Source organism: Rhodoplanes sp. Z2-YC6860, from assembly GCF_001579845.1.
In the GTDB taxonomy this organism is placed as follows: Bacteria; Pseudomonadota; Alphaproteobacteria; order Rhizobiales; family Xanthobacteraceae; genus Z2-YC6860.
The window spans coordinates 2,765,246-2,783,601 of record NZ_CP007440.1 but is presented as its reverse complement, the minus strand read 5'-3'; the positions used below and the strand labels follow the sequence as shown (position 1 = coordinate 2,783,601).

At 65.1% G+C, this 18,356-nt stretch carries 16 protein-coding genes and 1 riboswitch; of the genes, 13 read left to right on the top strand and 3 right to left on the bottom strand.

Annotated features, from left to right (window positions below; genetic code table 11):
• Window positions 1-4: 4 nt before the first annotated feature.
• Together metF and RHPLAN_RS12870 are read right to left on the bottom strand one after the other, a co-directional pair.
• The gene (gene metF / locus RHPLAN_RS12875; RefSeq protein ID WP_068018246.1) at window positions 5-925 is read right to left on the bottom strand and encodes a methylenetetrahydrofolate reductase [NAD(P)H]; all 921 of its coding nucleotides are present in this window, start codon (window positions 923-925) and stop codon (window positions 5-7) included.
• Window positions 925-1,929 (bottom strand): ArsR/SmtB family transcription factor, encoded by a 1,005-nt coding sequence (locus RHPLAN_RS12870; RefSeq protein ID WP_068018243.1) that lies wholly within the window; start codon window positions 1,927-1,929, stop codon window positions 925-927. The genes metF and RHPLAN_RS12870 overlap by 1 nt, the downstream gene beginning before the upstream one ends.
• A gap of 155 nt (window positions 1,930-2,084) precedes the next feature.
• On the opposite strand from RHPLAN_RS12870, the gene tsaA reads away from it, so the two are divergent.
• From tsaA to bluB, 7 genes are all read left to right on the top strand, one after another.
• Window positions 2,085-2,588: a tRNA (N6-threonylcarbamoyladenosine(37)-N6)-methyltransferase TrmO gene (gene tsaA, locus RHPLAN_RS12865; protein ID WP_068018241.1), complete on the top strand. Its 504-nt coding sequence runs from the start codon at window positions 2,085-2,087 to the stop codon at window positions 2,586-2,588.
• A 138-nt stretch (window positions 2,589-2,726) separates the two neighbouring features.
• A complete protein-coding gene (locus tag RHPLAN_RS12860) occupies window positions 2,727-3,947 on the top strand; it encodes an MFS transporter (RefSeq protein WP_068018238.1) in 1,221 nt (406 codons plus the stop codon).
• Window positions 3,948-4,192: 245 nt separating this feature from the next.
• A complete protein-coding gene (locus tag RHPLAN_RS12855) occupies window positions 4,193-4,963 on the top strand; it encodes a L,D-transpeptidase (protein WP_068018237.1) in 771 nt (256 codons plus the stop codon).
• A gap of 102 nt (window positions 4,964-5,065) precedes the next feature.
• Window positions 5,066-5,986 (top strand): ketopantoate reductase family protein, encoded by a 921-nt coding sequence (locus RHPLAN_RS12850; protein ID WP_068018235.1) that lies wholly within the window; start codon window positions 5,066-5,068, stop codon window positions 5,984-5,986.
• A gap of 144 nt (window positions 5,987-6,130) precedes the next feature.
• Entirely contained in the window at window positions 6,131-7,711 is a 1,581-nt protein-coding gene (locus RHPLAN_RS12845; RefSeq protein WP_068018233.1) for a DUF4403 family protein, read from the top strand.
• Window positions 7,712-8,691: 980 nt separating this feature from the next.
• Entirely contained in the window at window positions 8,692-9,750 is a 1,059-nt protein-coding gene (locus RHPLAN_RS40120; protein WP_198164901.1) for an OmpA family protein, read from the top strand.
• 96 nt (window positions 9,751-9,846) lie between these two features.
• A complete protein-coding gene (gene bluB, locus RHPLAN_RS12835; protein ID WP_068031106.1) occupies window positions 9,847-10,503 on the top strand; it encodes a 5,6-dimethylbenzimidazole synthase in 657 nt (218 codons plus the stop codon).
• A gap of 5 nt (window positions 10,504-10,508) precedes the next feature.
• Here the strand turns inward: bluB and RHPLAN_RS12830 are convergent, their stop codons facing one another.
• The gene (locus RHPLAN_RS12830; RefSeq protein WP_084244813.1) at window positions 10,509-12,017 is read right to left on the bottom strand and encodes an MmgE/PrpD family protein; all 1,509 of its coding nucleotides are present in this window, start codon (window positions 12,015-12,017) and stop codon (window positions 10,509-10,511) included.
• A gap of 62 nt (window positions 12,018-12,079) precedes the next feature.
• Window positions 12,080-12,185, top strand: a riboswitch (TPP riboswitch).
• A gap of 60 nt (window positions 12,186-12,245) precedes the next feature.
• Between RHPLAN_RS12830 and thiC the strand changes: the two genes are divergently transcribed.
• From thiC to RHPLAN_RS12805, 6 genes are all read left to right on the top strand, one after another.
• Window positions 12,246-14,147 (top strand): phosphomethylpyrimidine synthase ThiC, encoded by a 1,902-nt coding sequence (gene thiC, locus RHPLAN_RS12825; protein WP_068018222.1) that lies wholly within the window; start codon window positions 12,246-12,248, stop codon window positions 14,145-14,147.
• A 43-nt stretch (window positions 14,148-14,190) separates the two neighbouring features.
• Entirely contained in the window at window positions 14,191-14,883 is a 693-nt protein-coding gene (locus RHPLAN_RS12820) for a hypothetical protein (RefSeq protein ID WP_068018219.1), read from the top strand.
• 925 nt (window positions 14,884-15,808) lie between these two features.
• Entirely contained in the window at window positions 15,809-16,417 is a 609-nt protein-coding gene (locus RHPLAN_RS12815; protein WP_068018217.1) for an NUDIX hydrolase, read from the top strand.
• 94 nt (window positions 16,418-16,511) lie between these two features.
• Window positions 16,512-16,829 carry a hypothetical protein gene (locus RHPLAN_RS12810; RefSeq protein WP_068018214.1) on the top strand — a complete coding sequence of 106 codons (318 nt, stop codon included), beginning with the start codon at window positions 16,512-16,514 and terminating at the stop codon, window positions 16,827-16,829.
• A complete protein-coding gene (locus RHPLAN_RS38365; RefSeq protein ID WP_084244811.1) occupies window positions 16,826-17,113 on the top strand; it encodes a type II toxin-antitoxin system RelE/ParE family toxin in 288 nt (95 codons plus the stop codon). The genes RHPLAN_RS12810 and RHPLAN_RS38365 overlap by 4 nt, the downstream gene beginning before the upstream one ends.
• Window positions 17,114-17,258: 145 nt before the next feature.
• A complete protein-coding gene (locus tag RHPLAN_RS12805; protein WP_068018212.1) occupies window positions 17,259-18,191 on the top strand; it encodes a YiiG family protein in 933 nt (310 codons plus the stop codon).
• The last annotated feature ends 165 nt before the right edge of the window (window positions 18,192-18,356 follow it).

Here is an 18,356-nt window from a genome sequence, read left to right as displayed (position 1 = left end):
ACCCTCACCCGCCCGCGCTTCGCGCGGGCACCCTCGCCCCCTGGGAGAGGGAAGAAAGCGGCACTTCCGCCCGAGCAGGCCGCAGCCCCAGCAGATGACAGATCGCGTACACAAGATCGGCGCGGTTCATGGTGTAAAAATGAAAATCGGTGACGCCGCGGTCGACGAGATCGAGCACCTGTTCGGCGGCGACGGCCGCGGCGATCAGCTTGCGGGTCGCGACATCATCGTCGAGGCCGTCGAAGCGCTCGGCGAGCCAGCGCGGCACGCTCGTGCCGCAGCGCTCGGCAAAGCTTTTCATCTGCTTGAAGTTCTGCACCGGCAGGATGCCCGGCACGATCGGGATGTCGATGCCGCGCGCCCGCACCTTGTCGAGATAATCGAAATAGCGGTCGTTCTCGAAGAAAAATTGAGTCATCGCTCGTGTCGCGCCGGCATCGACCTTGGCCTGCAGCATGTCGATGTCGGCCTGCACGCTCGGGCTGTCCGGATGCTTTTCTGGGTAGGCCGAAACCGACACTTCGAGGTCGGCGATCCGCTTGATGCCGGATACGAGATCGGCCGCGTGCTGATAGCCACCCGGATGCGGCGCGTATTTGGCGCCGATGCCGCTGGTCGGATCGCCGCGCAACGCCACGATGTGGCGCACGCCTGCATCGCGATAGGCCTGGATCACGTTGTCGATTTCATCCTTGGTCGCGGCGACACAGGTCAGATGCGCGGCCGGCGTCAGCGCCGTCTCGTTGACGATGCGCTTCACGGTCGAATGGGTGCGCTCGCGCGTCGAGCCGCCTGCCCCATACGTCACCGAGACGAAGTTCGGGCTGAGCGGCGCGAGACGACCGATCGCCTCCCAGAGGCTCTTCTCCATCTCCTCGGACTTGGGCGGAAAGAACTCGAACGAAACCCGGATCGGCGCAGCCATCACGCCACCTCTCGTACATTGCTGTTGGCCAACTGAACGCGCGGATCGCGCGCGAGCCAGAGCGAGACCGCGACCTTGCCGTCGGAGCCGGGCTCCGGCGCAAGGCTGCGATGCATGGTCATGTCGAGACCGGCCGCGCTCATCCATTGCGCCACGGTCTCAGGCGCAAAGCCCAGACGGCGATGCGCGTGCTCCTCGCGCAGGAATTCCAGATCGTGCGGCGCGAAGTCGATCACCAGGAGCCGGCCTGACGGCGCGAGCACGCGTGCGGCCTCGCGGATCGCGCGGGCGCCGTCGTCGAGGAAGTGCAGCACCTGGTGGATGATGACGACCTCGAAAGAGCCTGCCGGCACCGCTAGATCGTAGATGTCGCCCTGCCGCACGCTGCAATGGCGCAAGCCCGCCCGCTCGATGCGCGCGCGTGCAAGGAGCAGCATGTCGAGCGACAGATCGATGCCGAGGCCGCGTTCGAGCTGCCCCCCGAACATTTCGAGGATGCGGCCGGTGCCCGTGCCGAGATCAAGCAGCGAGCGGAACGGCCGGTCGGCAAGTGCATCGCAGATCGCCTGCTCCACTGCTTCATCCGGCACGTGGAGCTTGCGGATGCGATCCCATTCGGCGGCGTGGGCCCGGAAGTAATCCTGCGCGGCGGCGGCGCGTGCGGCACGGACCGCCGACAGCCGGTCGCGGTCGCGGTCGATGATCGGGTCTTTCGGATCGAGCCGCGCGATCAGCATCCGCGCCAGTTCGGCGCCGCCGCCCTGCTCGGCCAGCCGGAAGAACGCCCAGGCGCCCTCGCGGAAGCGCTCGATCAGGCCGGCCTCGACCAGCAGCTTGAGGTGTCGCGAGATGCGGGGCTGGGACTGCCGCAATATCTGAGTGAGGTCGGAAACCGTCAGTTCGGCCTCGGACAAGAGCACCAGGACGCGCAGGCGCGTGTCCTCACCCGCCGCTTTCAGAGCGGCGTTGAGGGCGTCGAATCGCAGATGGCCAGCCTGGGTCATGGGAAGTATCCCACCATATAAAGATATCTTTATACGTTGAAACCGGCAAAATCAAGTTCCAGTCTCCGCCGCGCAGCCCCGGGTGAGCAGCCCAGGTGAACTGCTCCCCCGCCGTGCCTATAAAGAGGCGATCCGCAACATCTGTCGGAATACCGATGAGTTCCATCCTCGATTCCAAGCCGAACGACCTGCGCGAGGGTGAGGTCGTCATTGCCCTGCCCGATCACTCCGACGCCTCGGTCTATTTCATCGGCCGGATCCGGACCCCCTGGAAGACCCGCAAGGACTGCCCGAAGAACGCCCGTGCGGCCCGCGAGACCGGCGCGGTCTGCACCCTCGAACTCGATCCGCGCTTTGCGGCCGGCCTTCTCGACATCGAGCGCTGCAGTCATCTCGTGGTGCTGTACTGGATGGACAAGGCGCGGCGCGACCTTGTGGTCCAGGTGCCGGGCCATCTCGGCAAGGGCCGCGGCACCTTTGCGCTGCGCTCGCCGGTGCGGCCCAATCCGATCGCAATGAGCGTGGTGAAACTCGTGAAGGTCGACGGCACCAAGCTCGAGGTCATCGCGCTCGATTGCATCGACGGTACCCCGCTCCTCGATATCAAGCCTTACTACGCTTCGACCGATTCAATCCCAGACGCCATGACCGGCGCTTAGGATGCGCGCTTTCGGTGCAGCTCCGCTGGCCGTTTTATGCGGACTGATTACTTAACCAATCGGTTGACTTTCGTGCTCGCACTTTTATGTTCGAAGTTGCTGGCTGGTTGAAACCGCAATTGCAGCATGAGACGTGCCATGAGCAATGAACGATACCGTTGGGTCATCGTCGCCGCCGGCGGCTTGATCAGCTGCGTGGCGATCGGCTCGATGTTCTCGCTTCCGGTTTTCCTGCTGCCGATTTCGCACGACACCGGATGGTCGGTCGCCGGCATCTCGAGCGCGATGACAATGGCATTCATCGCGATGGCCGTTGGCAGCATCGCCTGGGGCACGCTGGCCGACCGCATCGGCACGCGTCCTGTGGTGCTGATCGGAGCGGTGCTGATTGCAGCGGGCATCGCCCTGGCGAGCCAGGCGACATCGCTGATCTGGTTCCAACTCGTCTTCGGCCTGATCGTTGGAGGCTCGATAGCGGCGATCTTCGCGCCGATGATGGCCTGCGTCACCGGCTGGTTCGATACGCACCGCAGCCTCGCGGTTTCGCTCGTGTCGGCCGGCATGGGGCTGGCGCCGATGACGATGTCGCCTCTCGCCGCATGGATCATCTCCACCCACCCCTGGAGAACCTCCATGCTCATCATCGCCGGCATCGCCGCCGTCGTGATGATCCCGACGGCATTGCTCGTTCGCCGCCCACCCGCCTTGGCCGACCGCAAGGCCGCGGCCACGATCGAAGGCGAGCCGCAGTCGGCAATGACCTTGGCGCAGGCGGTGAAATCGCCCCAGTTCATCACCCTGCTGGCGACCAACTTCTTCTGCTGCGCCACGCATTCCGGCCCGATCTTCCACACCGTGAGCTACGCCGTGAGCTGTGGCATTCCGCTGATTGCCGCGGTCACGATCTACAGCGTCGAAGGGTTTGCCGGCATGGGCGGCCGCATCGCCTTCGGCATTCTCGGTGATCGCTTTGGCGCGAAGCGGATGCTCGTGTTTGGCCTCCTGTGCCAGGCCTTCGGCGCGCTCGGCTTCGTCATGGCGCGCGATCTCAGCGTGTTCTACGCGGCGGCCGCAGTGTTCGGATTCATCTATGCCGGCACCATGCCGCTCTACGCCGCGATCGCGCGCGAGAACTTCCCGCTGCGAATGATGGGAACGGTCATCGGCGGCACCGCGATGGCGGGCAGCCTCGGCATGGCGACCGGTCCGCTCGCCGGAGGCCTGATCTACGACACCTTCGCGAGCTACACGTGGCTCTATGTCATGTCATGGGGCATGGGCATCGGCGCCGTGCTGATCGCCATGACGTTCCGGCCTTTCCCCAAGGATCAGGCAGCGGCCGCACCGGTCGCGTCCTGAAGCAGTCCAAGCGGCCAGAGAAGCGTACCGGTTGCAGCACGAACCAATTTCAATGTGCCCGCGGCCTACGATGATTTTTGGCAGCGGCTGTCCTCGGGCAACCGGCGCCAATACCTCTGGATTTTCATCACTTGTCCTTGAAGGCGATTGCCGACCGGCTGCGAACACCCACTTTTGCCGGGAACCACATCGGGGCTCCGCAGTTATTGGGCCAGCAATCATCGTGTGAGCGGAGGGAGGGTACAATGAGTCCTGCCGCACAATTGCGCCGCGCCATTCCGGCGTTGGCCGCAGTCATCCTTTGCAGTGCTAGCGCCACGGCTCAGCCGCTGGCCTGGAACGATCCTCAGAGCTATCCGCCCAACTCGTTCTTTCAGGACGTGATGCCTGAGTCCGAGCAGGCCGTGCCGGAGGGCGTACCGGATGACGACGTCGCACAGCCGCGCGCCGTCCCGGAGCGCTTCCGCCGTCAGATGGTCGCCTACAACACCAATGAGCAGCCCGGCACGATCATCATCGATACGCCGCACACCTATCTCTACTACGTGCTCGGCGGCGGCCGCGCGATCCGCTACGGCATCGGCGTCGGCCGAGAGGGCTTCACCTGGTCGGGCACGCAAACCATCGCCCGCAAGCAGGAATGGCCGGACTGGCATCCGCCGGCGGAGATGATCGCGCGCCAGCCTTACCTGCCGCGCATGATGGCCGGCGGTCCGGGTAATCCGCTCGGCGCACGCGCGATGTATCTCGGCAATTCCCTCTACCGCATTCACGGCACCAATGCGCCGGACACCATCGGCCAGCGCGTTTCGTCGGGCTGCATCCGTCTGACCAACGAGGACGTGACCGACCTATTCAACCGCGTGACGGTCGGCAGCAAGGTGGTTGTGCTGCCGGATCGCGGCCATCGCGCGGAGCCGGTCGCGAGCGCCGAGCCGCGTCCTGTCCCGATGAACGTGCGCACGCCAGTCACTCAGTCCCGATTCGGCGGCGCGTCGGCTTCGCGAATATACTGATCCACTCTTTATGTCTGACGGATGGGCGAGGCCAATGGCCTCGCCCATTTGCTTTGCGGTCGACGCAAGCCGTATGGTGCCGCGCAATCGGGAGGAAGCAATATGCGTATCGCAGCGATGGCCGCCGGCGCGGTCGGCTCTTACTTCGGCGGACGGCTCGCAGCCGCGGGCCACGACGTGTTCTTCATCGCGCGCCGGGCCCATCTCGAAGCATTGCGCAAGGACGGCTTGAAACTGGAAAGCGTTCACGGCGATCTGCATGTGCCGAAGGTCAACGCCACCGACAATCCGAAGGACGTGGGCGTCGTCGACATCGTGCTGTTTGCGGTCAAACTCTGGGACACCGAGATCGCGGCCGAACTGGCCAAGCCATTGGTCGGTCCCAACACGCGCGTCATCACCTTGCAGAACGGCGTCGACAGCTACGAGCGCGTCTCGGGGGTGCTCGGCAAGGAGCAGACCGTTCCCGGCACCGCCTATATCGCGGCCGTGCTCGGCGGCCCCGGCGTGATGAAGCACACCTCGAAGTTCGCCACCATTCGCTGCGGCCGCATGGAGGGCACGCCCGATCCGAAGCTCGCGGCCTTCGTCGAGGCCGCGAAGGCCGCCAACATCGACATCCAGCCGCAGGACGACATGAACCGCGAGCGCTGGCAGAAGTTCATCTTCCTCTCCTCGATGGCCGGCGCGAACTGCATGACACGCGAGCCGATCGGCAAGATCCTCGGCGACCCTGACACGCGCGCTTTCTATCGCAAGCTGATGGAAGAGTGCCTCGCAGTCGGCCAGAAGGCCGGTGCCAAGGTGCCATCGAGCTGGGTCGACGACCGCATGACTTTTTCGGAAAACGCACCGCCCGGCATGAAGGCCTCGATGTTCCACGATCTCGAAGCCGGCAACCGCCTGGAGCTCGACTGGCTGACCGGCAAAGTGGTGGCGCTCGGACGCGAGCTCGGCGTGCCGACACCCGCGAGCGATGCGGTCTATGCGGCGGTGAAGCTGCATCGGATGGGCAAGCAGTAAACATCCGCAGGCCGCACGCGCGGCTATGAAACCGCCCATATCCGGCCCGGTCAATTGTGGCAGGGCCCGCATGCGGTTGTCGGGGAACGCCTCGCGGTTGTATCGCTGGCGTCCGAGCCAGAGGCCCAGTAACATTCGTAACCGATGACCAGAAAGCTTCCCTTCGGACTGTCGTTGCGCGCGATCCTGCTCGGCGCGGTGATCATTGCCGTGTTTTTCACCGGCACGCTGTGGGCGCTCAACACCTTCTTCCCTGCCGACCCGATGCAGGAGAGCCGGCCCGCACTCGTGCAACTGCATCCGTTGGCGCCGGTCACGCGAACCTCCGTGATCACCGCGCCTGTCGCCGTCGCCAATCTTGCCTTGCGCGACATCATGGAGGCCAATGCGCCGCGTGGCCTCAACGGCAAGAACGACAATCCGCTTGCCGATCTCCTGGGCAAAGCCGACATCGGCTGGAACATCGCGCGCGGACCGATCGCGGTGACAGGCACCAACGGCTCGCTCAACATCTCGACCACGCTCAACGGTTCGCTTCGCGTCACCGGTCAGCTCTCGAACCAGGGCGGCAACATCGCGGGCGCGATCGGCGGCCTTCTCGGTGACAGCCTCGGCCGCAATATGGGCCAGCTCACTGGCCGCATGCTCGACCAGCGCGCCGACATCCGCGGCAACGTGTTCGTGACATCGCGGCCGCAGTTGCAGTCGAACTGGCGGATCGAGCCCAATCTCTCCGGCAGCGTCTCGATCGGCGACGGCGGCATGCAGATCGCCGGCATCAAGCTCAACGTTTCCGATCAGGTGAAGCCGCTGCTCGACCAGACCGTCCGCGAGCAGATCGGCAACCTTTCGGGCCGGCTGCGCAGTGACCGCACCCTCGAGACCGCGGCGCGCAAGGAATGGACGCAGATGTGCCGCTCGATCCCGCTCGGCCAGGCCTCGGCCAACGCGCCGGCGCTGTGGCTGGAGGTGCGGCCGACCAAGGCGTTTGCGGCCCAGCCGCGCATCATGCAGGACTGGGTGATCCTCACGCTCGGCGTGCAGGCCGAGACGCGTATCGTGCCTGCAGCGACCAAGCCCGAATGCCCATTCCCGGCGCAACTCGACTTCGTGCAGCAGCTCGATCAGGGCGACGTCAAGATCGCTGTGCCGATCGACGTGCCGTTCACCGAGCTCAATCGCATCATGGAAGCACAGCTCAAGGGCAGGACCTTTCCGGAGAGCGGCAATTCGCCGGGCCAGGTCACGGTTCTGGGTTCGAGCATGGCGGCCTCCGGCGATCGTCTCCTCATCTCGCTGCGCGTGAAAGCGAAAGAGACCAAGAGCTGGTTCGGCCTCGGCGCCGAAGCAACCGTCCATGTCTGGGGCAAGCCGGTGCTCGACACCGAAAAGCAGATGATGCGGCTCACTGACATTTCGCTCGACGTGAAGTCGGACGCTGCATTCGGCATCCTCGGCGCCGCGGCGCGCGCCGCGATCCCTTATCTGCAGAAGTCGCTTGCCGACAATGCCGTGGTCGACCTCAAGCCGCTGTCCGAGAACGCCAAGAAGAGCATCGAGAGTGCGATCAAAGATTTCCAGGAACCGATCGATGGTGTCGAGGTCGAAGCCTCGGTCAAGGACCTGCGGCTGATCGGCATCGAGTTCGATTCGAACACGCTTCGCGTGATCGCCGAAGCGCAAGGCACCGCCCGCGCGCTGGTGCGCAAGATCGTGCTTCAATAAGCGACGTCAGGAAAAATCCGACAACCTGAGTGCGAAGAAGCCGTGATAAAGGCGCGTTCAGAAATCGGCCGCCCGATGGATATTTTCAGCAAATCCCGGAACCAATTTCGACGCTCTGCTGTTTTCGAAGTTCGGCGCTTTGCGCCGCACACACGCTGTCGCACTTGCGTCTTTGACCGAACACAGAATCGTTGCAATCGGTCACGTAAATTCCGCTGAAGATTCATCAGGAGCATCCACGAATGATCTCTCGCATCCGCCCGCACGGTCTGTCGCGCGTCCTCGCCGGGACCGCGCTGGCCACGATGACGGCGTTGCCGCATGCGTCTTTCGCAGGGACCGGGCAGAACCGAAGCGACGCGATCGTCGTTGCGCAGGCCGCTGAAAGTCCGCAGAAGCCCGAAGAGCGCGGCAAGCCACCGCAGCGCCCACCGCAACAGCGGCCGGCGGCACCTGCGGCCCCGCCCCATCCGCAACCGCCGGCGGCGCAACAGCCGCACCCCGCTGCGCCTCCAACAGCTCAGCAGCCGCAACGGCCTCCCGCACCGGCCGCGCAGGAGCAGCGTGAACAGCGCCGGCCGGGCCCGCCTCCGCAGGCACCGGCTGCACAGCAACCGCGGCCAGCGACGCCTCCCGCCGCGCAGCGACCGCAGCCGCAAGCGCCCGCCGCCGCCCAACAGCCGCAAGGCACTCCCGCGCCGACGGCGCAGGAACGCCGCGATCAGCGCCGCCCAGGCCAGCCGCCGCAGCAAGCTCCCGCCGCGCAGCAGCCCGCCCCCCAAGCTCCAGCTGCCCAACAACAGCAGCATCCGCAGGTGCCTCCCGCCGCGCAGCGGCCGCAACCTCAAGCACCGGCCACCGCTCAGCAGCCGCAAGGCACGCCCGCGCCGACGGTGCAGGAACGCCGAGACGAACGCCGAGATCAGCGTCGCCCTGGCCAGCCGCCGCAGGCTCCGACTGCGCAACAACCGCAACCGCAGGTGCCCGCCGCCGCGCAGCAGCCGCCGGGCAATGCCAGGCCGACCGCGCAACAGCCCGCGCAGCAGCAGGTTCCTGCGGCAGTGCTCCAGCGCAATCCAGCCGCGATCGCGACGCCCACGCAACCGCGTGATGCGCGTGAGTTCATCCGCCGCGATGCCCAGGGAGGACCGGCGCCGAGGATCGACGACATCCGCAAAAACCGTCAGGAGGTCCGCGAGGGCGACCGCACCTTCATCCGTGAGGGTGATCGCACGATCATCCGCGAGAACAACACCACCATCATCCGCCACAGCGAGACCAACCGCTTCGTGATCAACGCAGCGAACGTCCGCACCGAGCAGCGTGGCGGCAACACCGAGACGATCGTCCAGCGGAACGGTGGCTATAACATCGTCAACATCACCGATCCGAACGGACAGTTGCTCCGCCGCGTCCGCCGCGATCCGAGCGGGCGCGAGATCGTGATCATCGACAACAGCTTCGTCGGCACGCGTCCGGTCAATATGTTCGTGCAGCTGCCGGAGCCGGTGATCCGCATCCCGCGCGAGCGCTACATCGTCGAGATGGGCCGCGCGCGGCCGGACGACATCTACGGCGTGTTCATGGCACCGCCGATCGAGCCGCTCGCCGAGCGCTACACGCTCGACCAGGTCCGCTTCAGCGCGCCGCTGCGCGACCGCATGCCCCGGGTTGACCTCGACGTCACGTTCGAGACCAGCTCCTGGCAGCTTGGCCCCGACCAGATCGACAAGCTCTCGGTGATCGCCGACGGCATCAACCGGGCGCTGCAGCGCAATCCGCGCGAGGTGTTCATGGTCGAGGGCTACACCGACGCGACCGGCGCGCCGGAGGACAATCTCTCGCTGTCCGACCGCCGAGCCGAGTCTGTTGCGGTGGCGCTCACCGAGCAGTTCAACGTGCCGCCGGAGAACCTCGTGACGCAGGGCTACGGTGCGCAGTTCCTCAAGATCAACAGCCCGGGACCTGAGGAAGCCAACCGCCGCGTCGCGGTGCGCCGCATCACGCCGCTGATCGACGGCCAGCAGGCCGCACGCTGATTCTGAACCAGGCAAGCCGGGCGGGTGCGCTGCATCCGCCCGGCTTTTTGCTGCCTTTCGGGTGACTTTTGGCGTGCCACCGACTATGCGATGGGCATGGACGACGTCACCCGGAAACAGGACCGCGCACCGGACTTTGGCGCGGACTTTCGCGGAAAGCTCCTGGAGCTGTTCCGGTGGCGGCGCGATGTCCGCAAATTCAAGCGCGATCCGCTGCCGCCCGGCACCTTGGAGCGGCTTCTGTCGGTCGCGTCGCTCGCGCCGTCGGTCGGCTTGAGCGAGCCGTGGCGCTTCGTGATTGTCGCGACCGAAGGCAACCGCCAATCCATCCGCGCCTGCTTCGACAGCAGCAACCAAGAGGCCTTGCGCGGCTACGCGGGCGAGCGCGCCGCGCTCTATGCACGGCTGAAGCTCGAAGGTCTGAGCGAAGCGCCCTGCCAGCTCGCGGTGTTCGCCGATCCCAAGACACCGCAAGGACACGGGCTCGGCCGCATGACCATGCCGATGACGATCGAGTATTCGGCGGTGGCGGCGGTGAATCTGATCTGGCTCGCGGCGCGCGCCGAAGGCATCGGCATGGGCTGGGTGTCGATCCTCGATCCGAACGAAGTGAAGAGCGTGCTCGACGTGCCGTCGGAGTGGTCTTTCATCGGATATTTCTGTGTTGGTTATCCGCAAAACGACAGCGACACGCCGACGCTCGAGACCGACGGTTGGGAAAGCCGCGCACCGGTGACGATCCTCAAGCGATAAACCTCCTACGTTTTGCGAAGCAGCGGCCAGAGTTCGCCGAACGAAGATTGATCGCCGAGCTTGTCGAGGATCGCGGCGATCTTCTCGGCGTTGCCTCGCGCGACTTTCGCATGATCGGCGCAATCGAAGAACTTGTCGCGGAGTTGCGCCGCCGACATCGGGTTCTTCGGCGTGCCGCTGGCGTAGACCACGAGCTTTTCGATGGTGCGGCCGTCCTTGAGGGTGACCGCGACCCGCGTCGGATAGTCCTCGTGCGCATTGTCGAATTCGGGATCGAGTGCGACGGCGACCTTCTGCGCCATGGCCCTGGTCCGTTCGTCTTTTATCGCGTCGGGCTCGAAGGACGCCAGATGCGGCGCGCCATGCACCAGCGAATAGCCGACGACATATTGCAGATTGAACTTCGCGGCCTCCATGTCGGTCGGATACTCCGGCTTGGCGCGGCTCGCGGCGTATTTCGAGATGCCGGCCTTGATGCTCGCAATATCCGACACGCGCGGGCCGAGCTCGTCGCGGATCATCAGCGCCGCGTCGATGCCGGTGTGGATCACGCCGCCGCACGGATAGCGCTTCGGCCGGTAGCCGATCTCGACGAGATCGAACTGCTTGCCGAGATCGTTGAACGGCTCGGTGCTGATGGCCATGCCGCGCCCAAAGGTCGCGAAGAACCCGCCGCGGCCTTCGAGCGCCGCGTGGTTCGACGTGAAGCCCTTGCCGCCCAGCACCGCCGCCATCATGCCGTTCTTCGCCGCGTGGCCGGCATGCAACGGCTTGGTCATGGTGCCGTAGTTGGCGTTGACGCCCGAGGCGAGCGACACCGCGATGCCGATCACGTCCAGGATCTTCGACGCCGGAAGCTTCATCAGCCGCGCGCAGGCGACCGCGGCGCTGATCGCGCCGATGGTCGAGGTGGCGTGCCAGGCGCCCTCGCCGGCTTGCGTCGGATTGGCGCGCCCGAGCCGCGAGCAGACCTCGAAACCGACCATGAAGGCCGCCAGCACCTCGCTTGGCGACGCATCGAACTTCTCGGCGAGCGGCAACAGCGCGGGAATGACCGGCGCCATCATCTGGCCCTGCTGGAACGTGAAATCGAAATCCAGCGCGTGCGAGGCGACGCCATTCGCCAGCGCCGCAAGCTGCGGCGACGTTTTCAGCGTCGAGCCGATCACCGATACAGCGGGAGCGGCGCCCTCCTCCTTCACCATGTCGCGGACGATCTCGGCCGACGTCTCGGTGGAGCCCGCGAGCGTCACGCCGACCGTGTCGACGAACGCGGTGCGCGCCCGCTGGATCGCTTCCGCCGGCGCCTGCTTGAGGTCGAAACTCGTGACAAAGCCTGCGATGCGCGGCGACAGCGGCGCGGTCCGAATCGGCGAAACCGGTCGCGCGTCGGGTGCCTGACTTTGCGCCTGTCCCTGAGCCTGCGCCAACTCCGGCAGCCCGGCGAGCGTTGCTGCGCTGCCGAGAAGGAACGCCCGCCGGGCGAGCCTGCATGCGTGTTGTGGGTTCTGCATGGCCGCCGCCTCCCTGACGCGAGACTACCACGTTGACACCCCGGCGTAGGGGCCTAGATTAGGACCGTTCCGAGGGGTGTTCCGCAAGGAGCTGAGATGCCGCGAAGCGGCGACCCTTTGAACCTGATCCGGGTCATGCCGGCGAAGGGACAGGGACCAGTTATTCCCCCACCTGAAGCCTGAATCCGGATTTCGCTGATGGCCGCTTTTGGCCGAAGGAGGAATTCGATGAACAAGCCCGTCTCCGCATCCGATCTCGTCACGCCGAAGGTCACCACCGGTCCGCTGATCGGTTCGCGCAAGACCCATGTCACGCCCGAGCGCGCACCGGACCTCAAGGTGCCGCTCCGCGAGATCGTGCTGACGAAGGAGTCGGGCGAGCCGCCGCTTCCCGTGTACGACACCTCGGGCCCCTACACCGACAACGACGTCGCGATCGACCTGGAGAAGGGCCTCAAGCGCACCCGCATCGAATGGGTGAAGGAGCGCGGCGGCGTCGAGGAGTATGAAGGCCGCGAGATCAAGGCAGTCGACAACGGCAACGTCACCGGCAAGCACCTCGCCCGCAACTTCCCGAACACGCCGAAGCCGTGGCGCGCGCTCGACGGCAAGCCCGTCACGCAGTTCGAATGGGCCCGCCTCGGCGTCGTCACCAAGGAAATGATCTACGTCGCCGAGCGCGAGAACCTCGGCCGCAAGAAGATGCTGGAGCGCGCCGAGGCCGCGCTGAAGGACGGCGAGAACTTCGGCGCCGCGGTGCCGGCCTTCATCACGCCGGAATTCGTGCGCGACGAGGTCGCCCGCGGCCGCGCCATCATCCCGGCCAACATCAACCACGCCGAACTCGAGCCGATGGCGATCGGCCGCAACTTCCTGGTCAAGATCAACGCCAACATCGGCAACTCGGCGGTGACGTCGTCGGTCGAGGAAGAGGTCGACAAGATGGTGTGGGCGATCCGCTGGGGCGCCGACACCGTGATGGACCTCTCGACCGGCCGCAACATCCACAACACCCGCGAATGGATCCTGCGCAACTCGCCGGTGCCGATCGGCACCGTGCCGATCTACCAGGCGCTGGAGAAGTGCGACGGCGACCCGGTCAAGCTGACCTGGGAGCTCTACAAGGACACGCTGATCGAGCAGTGCGAACAGGGCGTCGACTATTTCACCATCCACGCCGGCGTCCGCCTCGCCTACGTGCCGCTGACCGCGAACCGCGTCACCGGCATCGTGTCGCGCGGCGGCTCGATCATGGCGAAGTGGTGCCTGGCGCATCACAAGGAGAGCTTCCTCTACACGCACTTCGACGAGATCTGCGATCTGATGCGGAAGTACGATGTGTCGTTCTCGCTGGGCGACGGTCTGCGCCCAGGGTCCATTGCCGACGCCAATGACCGCGCGCAGTTTGCCGAGCTCGAGACGCTGGGCGAACTCACGCAGGTCGCCTGGAAGAAGGGCTGCCAGGTGATGATCGAAGGCCCCGGCCACGTGCCGATGCACAAGATCAAGATTAACATGGACAAGCAGCTCAAGGAGTGCGGCGAGGCGCCGTTCTACACCTTGGGCCCGCTCACCACCGACATCGCGCCGGGCTATGACCACATCACCAGCGGCATCGGCGCCGCGATGATCGGCTGGTTCGGCTGCGCGATGCTCTGCTACGTCACGCCGAAGGAGCATCTCGGCCTGCCCAACCGCGACGACGTCAAGGAAGGCGTCATCACCTACAAGATCGCGGCGCACGCGGCCGACCTCGCCAAGGGCCATCCGGCGGCGCAGCTTAGAGATGATGCGCTCAGCCGCGCGCGCTTCGACTTCCGCTGGGAGGACCAGTTCAACCTCGGCCTCGACCCGGACACCGCGCGCGAGTACCACGACGAGACGCTGCCGAAGGAGGCGCACAAGGTCGCGCACTTCTGCTCGATGTGCGGTCCGAAGTTCTGCTCGATGAAGATCACGCAGGACGTGCGCGACTACGCGGCGAGCCTCGGCAACAACGAGAAGGCCGCGCTTTATCCGGATGCCGCCGAAGCCGGCATGAAGGAGATGAGCGAGAAGTTCAAACAGATGGGCGGCGAGGTCTATGTCGACGCCCAGACGGCAGTGAAGGACAGCAACAAGGCGCTGTGATCCTTCGCTTCTGACCCAAGGGCACCCGCAATCAAGGCCGCCCATGATCAACCGTAGAAATGCGCTTGCATCATGTGCGGCCACCGGCCTTGCAACCGCGTTCGGCGACGTCGTGTTGCCGAACCTTGGAGCCGGTCTCGAAGCTCATGCCGAAGGCTTCCAGATGGCCCAGACCGAGCGGCGGCCGATATCGGCCGACAACCCCTACGTCATCGCGAACCCGACGCTCGGCTTCGTGAACCTCGCAGGCACGGCCGGCGCTGCCCTGCTCGAACGCGACCGCACCACACTCACTGACATCTTCCAGAACAACATCAGGATCGCCGACAACGAAGTGCCGGTCTGCAACGTGCTGTTCTTCTACGGCGCGCTCGACGCGTCCGCGCGTGTCGCGGGCCAGAAGTTTTCGTTTCGCGACATGATCCAGGGGGCCCACGCGCGTATCGCGGTGATGGCGTCCGAGCTTCCGGGCGACCTGATGTCCAACCAGGAGTTCGGCAAGGCGCTCGCCGCGTCGCGCGAATGGCCCGCCAACATCGTCATCACGCTCAACCGGAACGGCGATCATTTCGGCCGGTTCTTCCATCGGCTGTTTTCGCAGATGCGCGCCGGGGTCAGCATGCCGATGGCCTGGGTCGAGCTTGCGCCGCAAGGCCCGCACCAGCCAAGCGACATCCCGGGCACGATCTGCCTCATGGAAGCCGGCCACATCGCCTTCGGCACCAAAGCGGGATGAGGACGGCCGGGGGTGCACCCGCCGCCGCTGGTTTTCAGATTCACATTTCAAACAGCCCGCGCTCCTTATCGCGTTGCCTCAACATTCATACAGGCGTGATTCATCGGCCCCTTCAGATCAGGCGCGGGGCTAGCGCCTCTATTCTTCCTTGTCCCTCACATGGGTGAGGGAGCGGAGCGCCGGTCAGCGCCACGCCTACGTTGAGCACCCTTGCGAGGGGTGCCCGCGTGCCTTGCGGCACGCACGCCTTCCGGCGCTCCACCGCGGCGATTTTTTGCGCGGCCATCGAAAGAGTGCACCCCGGAGGGACGGACCCTTATCCAGGCCATGTTGCCATGACCCTTCATCCGGACACCCTGCCCTTGCGGGCGGCCCCCTCTTTAGCGGGGGCGGTCGATGGCGGAACACCCTGGGACATGGGTACGAACCACGCCTGCAGGCGCCACACCCTGCTCCGCCAACCAGACGTCCCTAGAAGACGCCCTCAACGAGCAAGGCAGAATCGCGTCTACTCGTGATTTGCGGGAATGCAAAGCGAAAAAATGCGTCTCGCTGTCAGTCGCTTCTCACGCCAAGAACGCTTCTGCATTTGTTGTGAGCTCGTGGCTCGCTCTCTCCCGGCCTCATGCTGAGGAGCGCGCCGAAGGCGTGCGTCTCGAAGCACGAGGCCGCCCGGACAATGCAAGCGGCCGGGGCCGCCCTCGTCCTTCGAGACGCACTCGCTTCGCTCGCGCTCCTCAGGATGAGGGCGGAGTGAGACGCGTCGCGCGGTTGCCGAACAGACGCGGTGCATTGTCGCTCCCATGACATCCATTCGCGTTTCACTTGTGCCTCGCGCACCAGACGCTATAACGCGCGGCCTCCGGCTGCATTTTGCGCGCGCGGTTGGCGACACAACCATAGACAACGGACCGGTTCGGGCGAGATGGGAAAATCGGCGCGACGTCCCGTTCAGGCGGCTGGCGGCATCGTGCTGCGCGACGGCCTGCGCCCGCTCGTCGCGGTCGTGCAGCGGAGGAAGGACGGCGCCTGGGTGCTGCCCAAGGGCAAGCTCAAGCCGCACGAAACGCCGCTTGCCGCCGCGAAGCGCGAGGCCAGCGAAGAGACCGGTCACGACGTGATCGTGCACGAATTCCTCGGCGTGATCTCTTACGTGGGCAATCGCGGCCCCAAGGTCGCGCACTTCTGGCGCATGCAGGCGGTCGACGGCTCCGCCGGCAAGCTGATGCACGACATCAAGGCGGTGGACTGGTTGCCGCTGAAGGCCGCGGTCGAGCGGCTGAGCCTGCCGCACGAGCAGTCGTTTCTGCGCCATGTCGGACGGAAGGCGGTGGAGGACGCGCGCGCGAGTGCGAAGATGACGCCCGAGGCGCAGGGTAAGGCGGTGCCGGTGGTGGCTGAACTCGTGGATCCGCCGCGACCCGCCCCACCGCCCCATCTGCCGGCCACAAAGCCACAACAACGGTGGCATGCCCTCTCACGGCTAGCGAAAAATTGGCAAGCGGCAGTTGGCCGTATATGGCGGGCGAACTGACGCTGAGACATCTTCCACGTTTGGCGTTTATTGCCGGCCGTTTTTCGCTTCCGTCCCGCTTCGCTCTGCGCTGGCATAGTGCTATCCTGTCCCCATGAACGCGAAGGTCAAAATCGAGGTGGACACTCAGACGGCGGAGCTTCTCGAGGCCCGCGCTGCGGCGCGAGGCATGAGTGTTGCCGATCTGTTGGCTGATCTCGCGGCTGCTGACATTCCACTGGCTCCTTGGCTCGAGGCCATGCGCGAAAAGGGCGAAGGCCCGTGGTCGCCGGAGGTACTGGCCGAGGACACCCGTCGCCTTGCCGAATTCAATCGCACACGCGTGGGTTTGCCGTGGGATGAGGTCAAGGCTTGGATGCAAAGCTGGGGCACAGCGAACGAATTGCCCGTACCGAAGCCCCGTAAGCTGTGAAGCTCCTTGTTGCGGAAGCCGCGCAAGCGGACCTGCAAAGACTTCACACTTTCCTTTCCGATGTGAATCTTGAATCAGCGCATCGCGCTGTTGCCGCAATAACCAACGCTATTGACTCACTCGATCTCTTCCCAGACCGCGGTAGGCCATCGCCAATTCCGTTCATCCGCGAACTGATCGTTCCGTTTGGTTCATCAAACTACGTCGTCCGCTATACTCACAATGCGGAGCGTGACGAGCTCATTGTTCTCAGGATTTGGCACGGTCGCGAAAGCCGAGAGTGAACCAACAGTCTCGCCAGACGCACGTTGCGCCGCCTCCCAAGAAACCTGTCGTTCCGCCTTGAACCCGCAGCGGGCCTCGTCCGACCAATCTTCGGATGGCGTTCCCGTTTGAGACGCGCCGCCGTTGGAATTTGGGGATACAGACATGAATCCGCTCCGTTCATTGGTGCTCGCCTGTGGCGCAGCCGCCCTCCTGACCTCGGCCTTCGCCGATATCGCCAGCGCCCAACCCTCCTCGCTCACCGAAAAGCTCAATGCCTATGTCGGCTGCATCAACCGGCTGTCGGCGCGCTCCTACGATTCCCGCAACCGCTATTTCAGCTGGGTCGGCAAGGACGGCCCGACCGGCCGGGAGCGGATCATCTACGGCACCTACACGATCTACGACACCGCCGATTGCCGGAAGAGCGTCGACAAGGCCAACACGCTCGAGCCGCATGACGCCACGCTGGAAGGCGCGGCTTCCGCCTATGCGGCGGCGGTGACGAAGCTCGAAGCGTTGCTGAAGGAGGCCGACGACTACTACACCCAGGAGAACTACAAGGACGACAAGATGGCGAAGGGCAAGGCGCTGCATCCCCAGCTCGTCGCCGCCTGGAACGCCTTCGCCGCCGCCGACAAGGCGCTGCGTGGCGGCGTCGAGACCATCAACGACCGGCGCGCATTGGAGAAGCTCGCCGAGATCGAGCAGAAGGAAGGCCGCAAGGCGCGCTACCATGTCGAGGCGCTGATGATCAACGCCAAGCGCGTGCTGCGCGCGGAGGACACCGAGAAGCCGGATGTCACGGCGATCGCGCAGGCGGTGAACGAGTACGAGGCGGTCGTGAAAGCGATGGAGCAGCTTTCCGACGACGATGGCCGCGGCAAGATCGGCTCGATGTTCGTCAGCAATGCGAAGTCGTTTCTGACGACGGGGAAGCAGCTGATGCGGCGGATCCGCGACAAGGTGCCGTACAGCCAGGGCGAACGGATGATGCTCAACCCCAGCAGCGGCTGGATGGTCGAGGGCTCACCGCAGCGGCTGTTGCGGGACTACAATCAGTTGGTCGATGCGTATAACCGCGGCGCGAATATTTAGCTGTCGCTGTTCGGAATGAATCACTCGGGCGCACCATCCCCGTCATCCTGAGGCGCGAGTGAGCGAAAGCGAACGAGCCTCGAAGGATACGGCCCGGGATTTCGGGGCCGCATCCTTCGAGGCTCGCCATAGCGCGTCGCAGACGCGCGTAAACGCGCTGGTGGC

Coding starts and splice junctions, on each gene's coding strand:
- metF (WP_068018246.1), bottom strand. CDS start 925: ATGGCTGCGCCGATCCGGGTTTCGTTCGAGTTCTTTCCGCCCAAGTCC.
- RHPLAN_RS12870 (WP_068018243.1), bottom strand. CDS start 1,929: ATGACCCAGGCTGGCCATCTGCGATTCGACGCCCTCAACGCCGCTCTG.
- tsaA (WP_068018241.1), top strand. CDS start 2,085: ATGAGTTCCATCCTCGATTCCAAGCCGAACGACCTGCGCGAGGGTGAG.
- RHPLAN_RS12860 (WP_068018238.1), top strand. CDS start 2,727: ATGAGCAATGAACGATACCGTTGGGTCATCGTCGCCGCCGGCGGCTTG.
- RHPLAN_RS12855 (WP_068018237.1), top strand. CDS start 4,193: ATGAGTCCTGCCGCACAATTGCGCCGCGCCATTCCGGCGTTGGCCGCA.
- RHPLAN_RS12850 (WP_068018235.1), top strand. CDS start 5,066: ATGCGTATCGCAGCGATGGCCGCCGGCGCGGTCGGCTCTTACTTCGGC.
- RHPLAN_RS12845 (WP_068018233.1), top strand. CDS start 6,131: ATGACCAGAAAGCTTCCCTTCGGACTGTCGTTGCGCGCGATCCTGCTC.
- bluB (WP_068031106.1), top strand. CDS start 9,847: ATGGACGACGTCACCCGGAAACAGGACCGCGCACCGGACTTTGGCGCG.
- RHPLAN_RS12830 (WP_084244813.1), bottom strand. CDS start 12,017: ATGCAGAACCCACAACACGCATGCAGGCTCGCCCGGCGGGCGTTCCTT.
- thiC (WP_068018222.1), top strand. CDS start 12,246: ATGAACAAGCCCGTCTCCGCATCCGATCTCGTCACGCCGAAGGTCACC.
- RHPLAN_RS12820 (WP_068018219.1), top strand. CDS start 14,191: ATGATCAACCGTAGAAATGCGCTTGCATCATGTGCGGCCACCGGCCTT.
- RHPLAN_RS12815 (WP_068018217.1), top strand. CDS start 15,809: ATGGGAAAATCGGCGCGACGTCCCGTTCAGGCGGCTGGCGGCATCGTG.
- RHPLAN_RS12810 (WP_068018214.1), top strand. CDS start 16,512: ATGAACGCGAAGGTCAAAATCGAGGTGGACACTCAGACGGCGGAGCTT.
- RHPLAN_RS12805 (WP_068018212.1), top strand. CDS start 17,259: ATGAATCCGCTCCGTTCATTGGTGCTCGCCTGTGGCGCAGCCGCCCTC.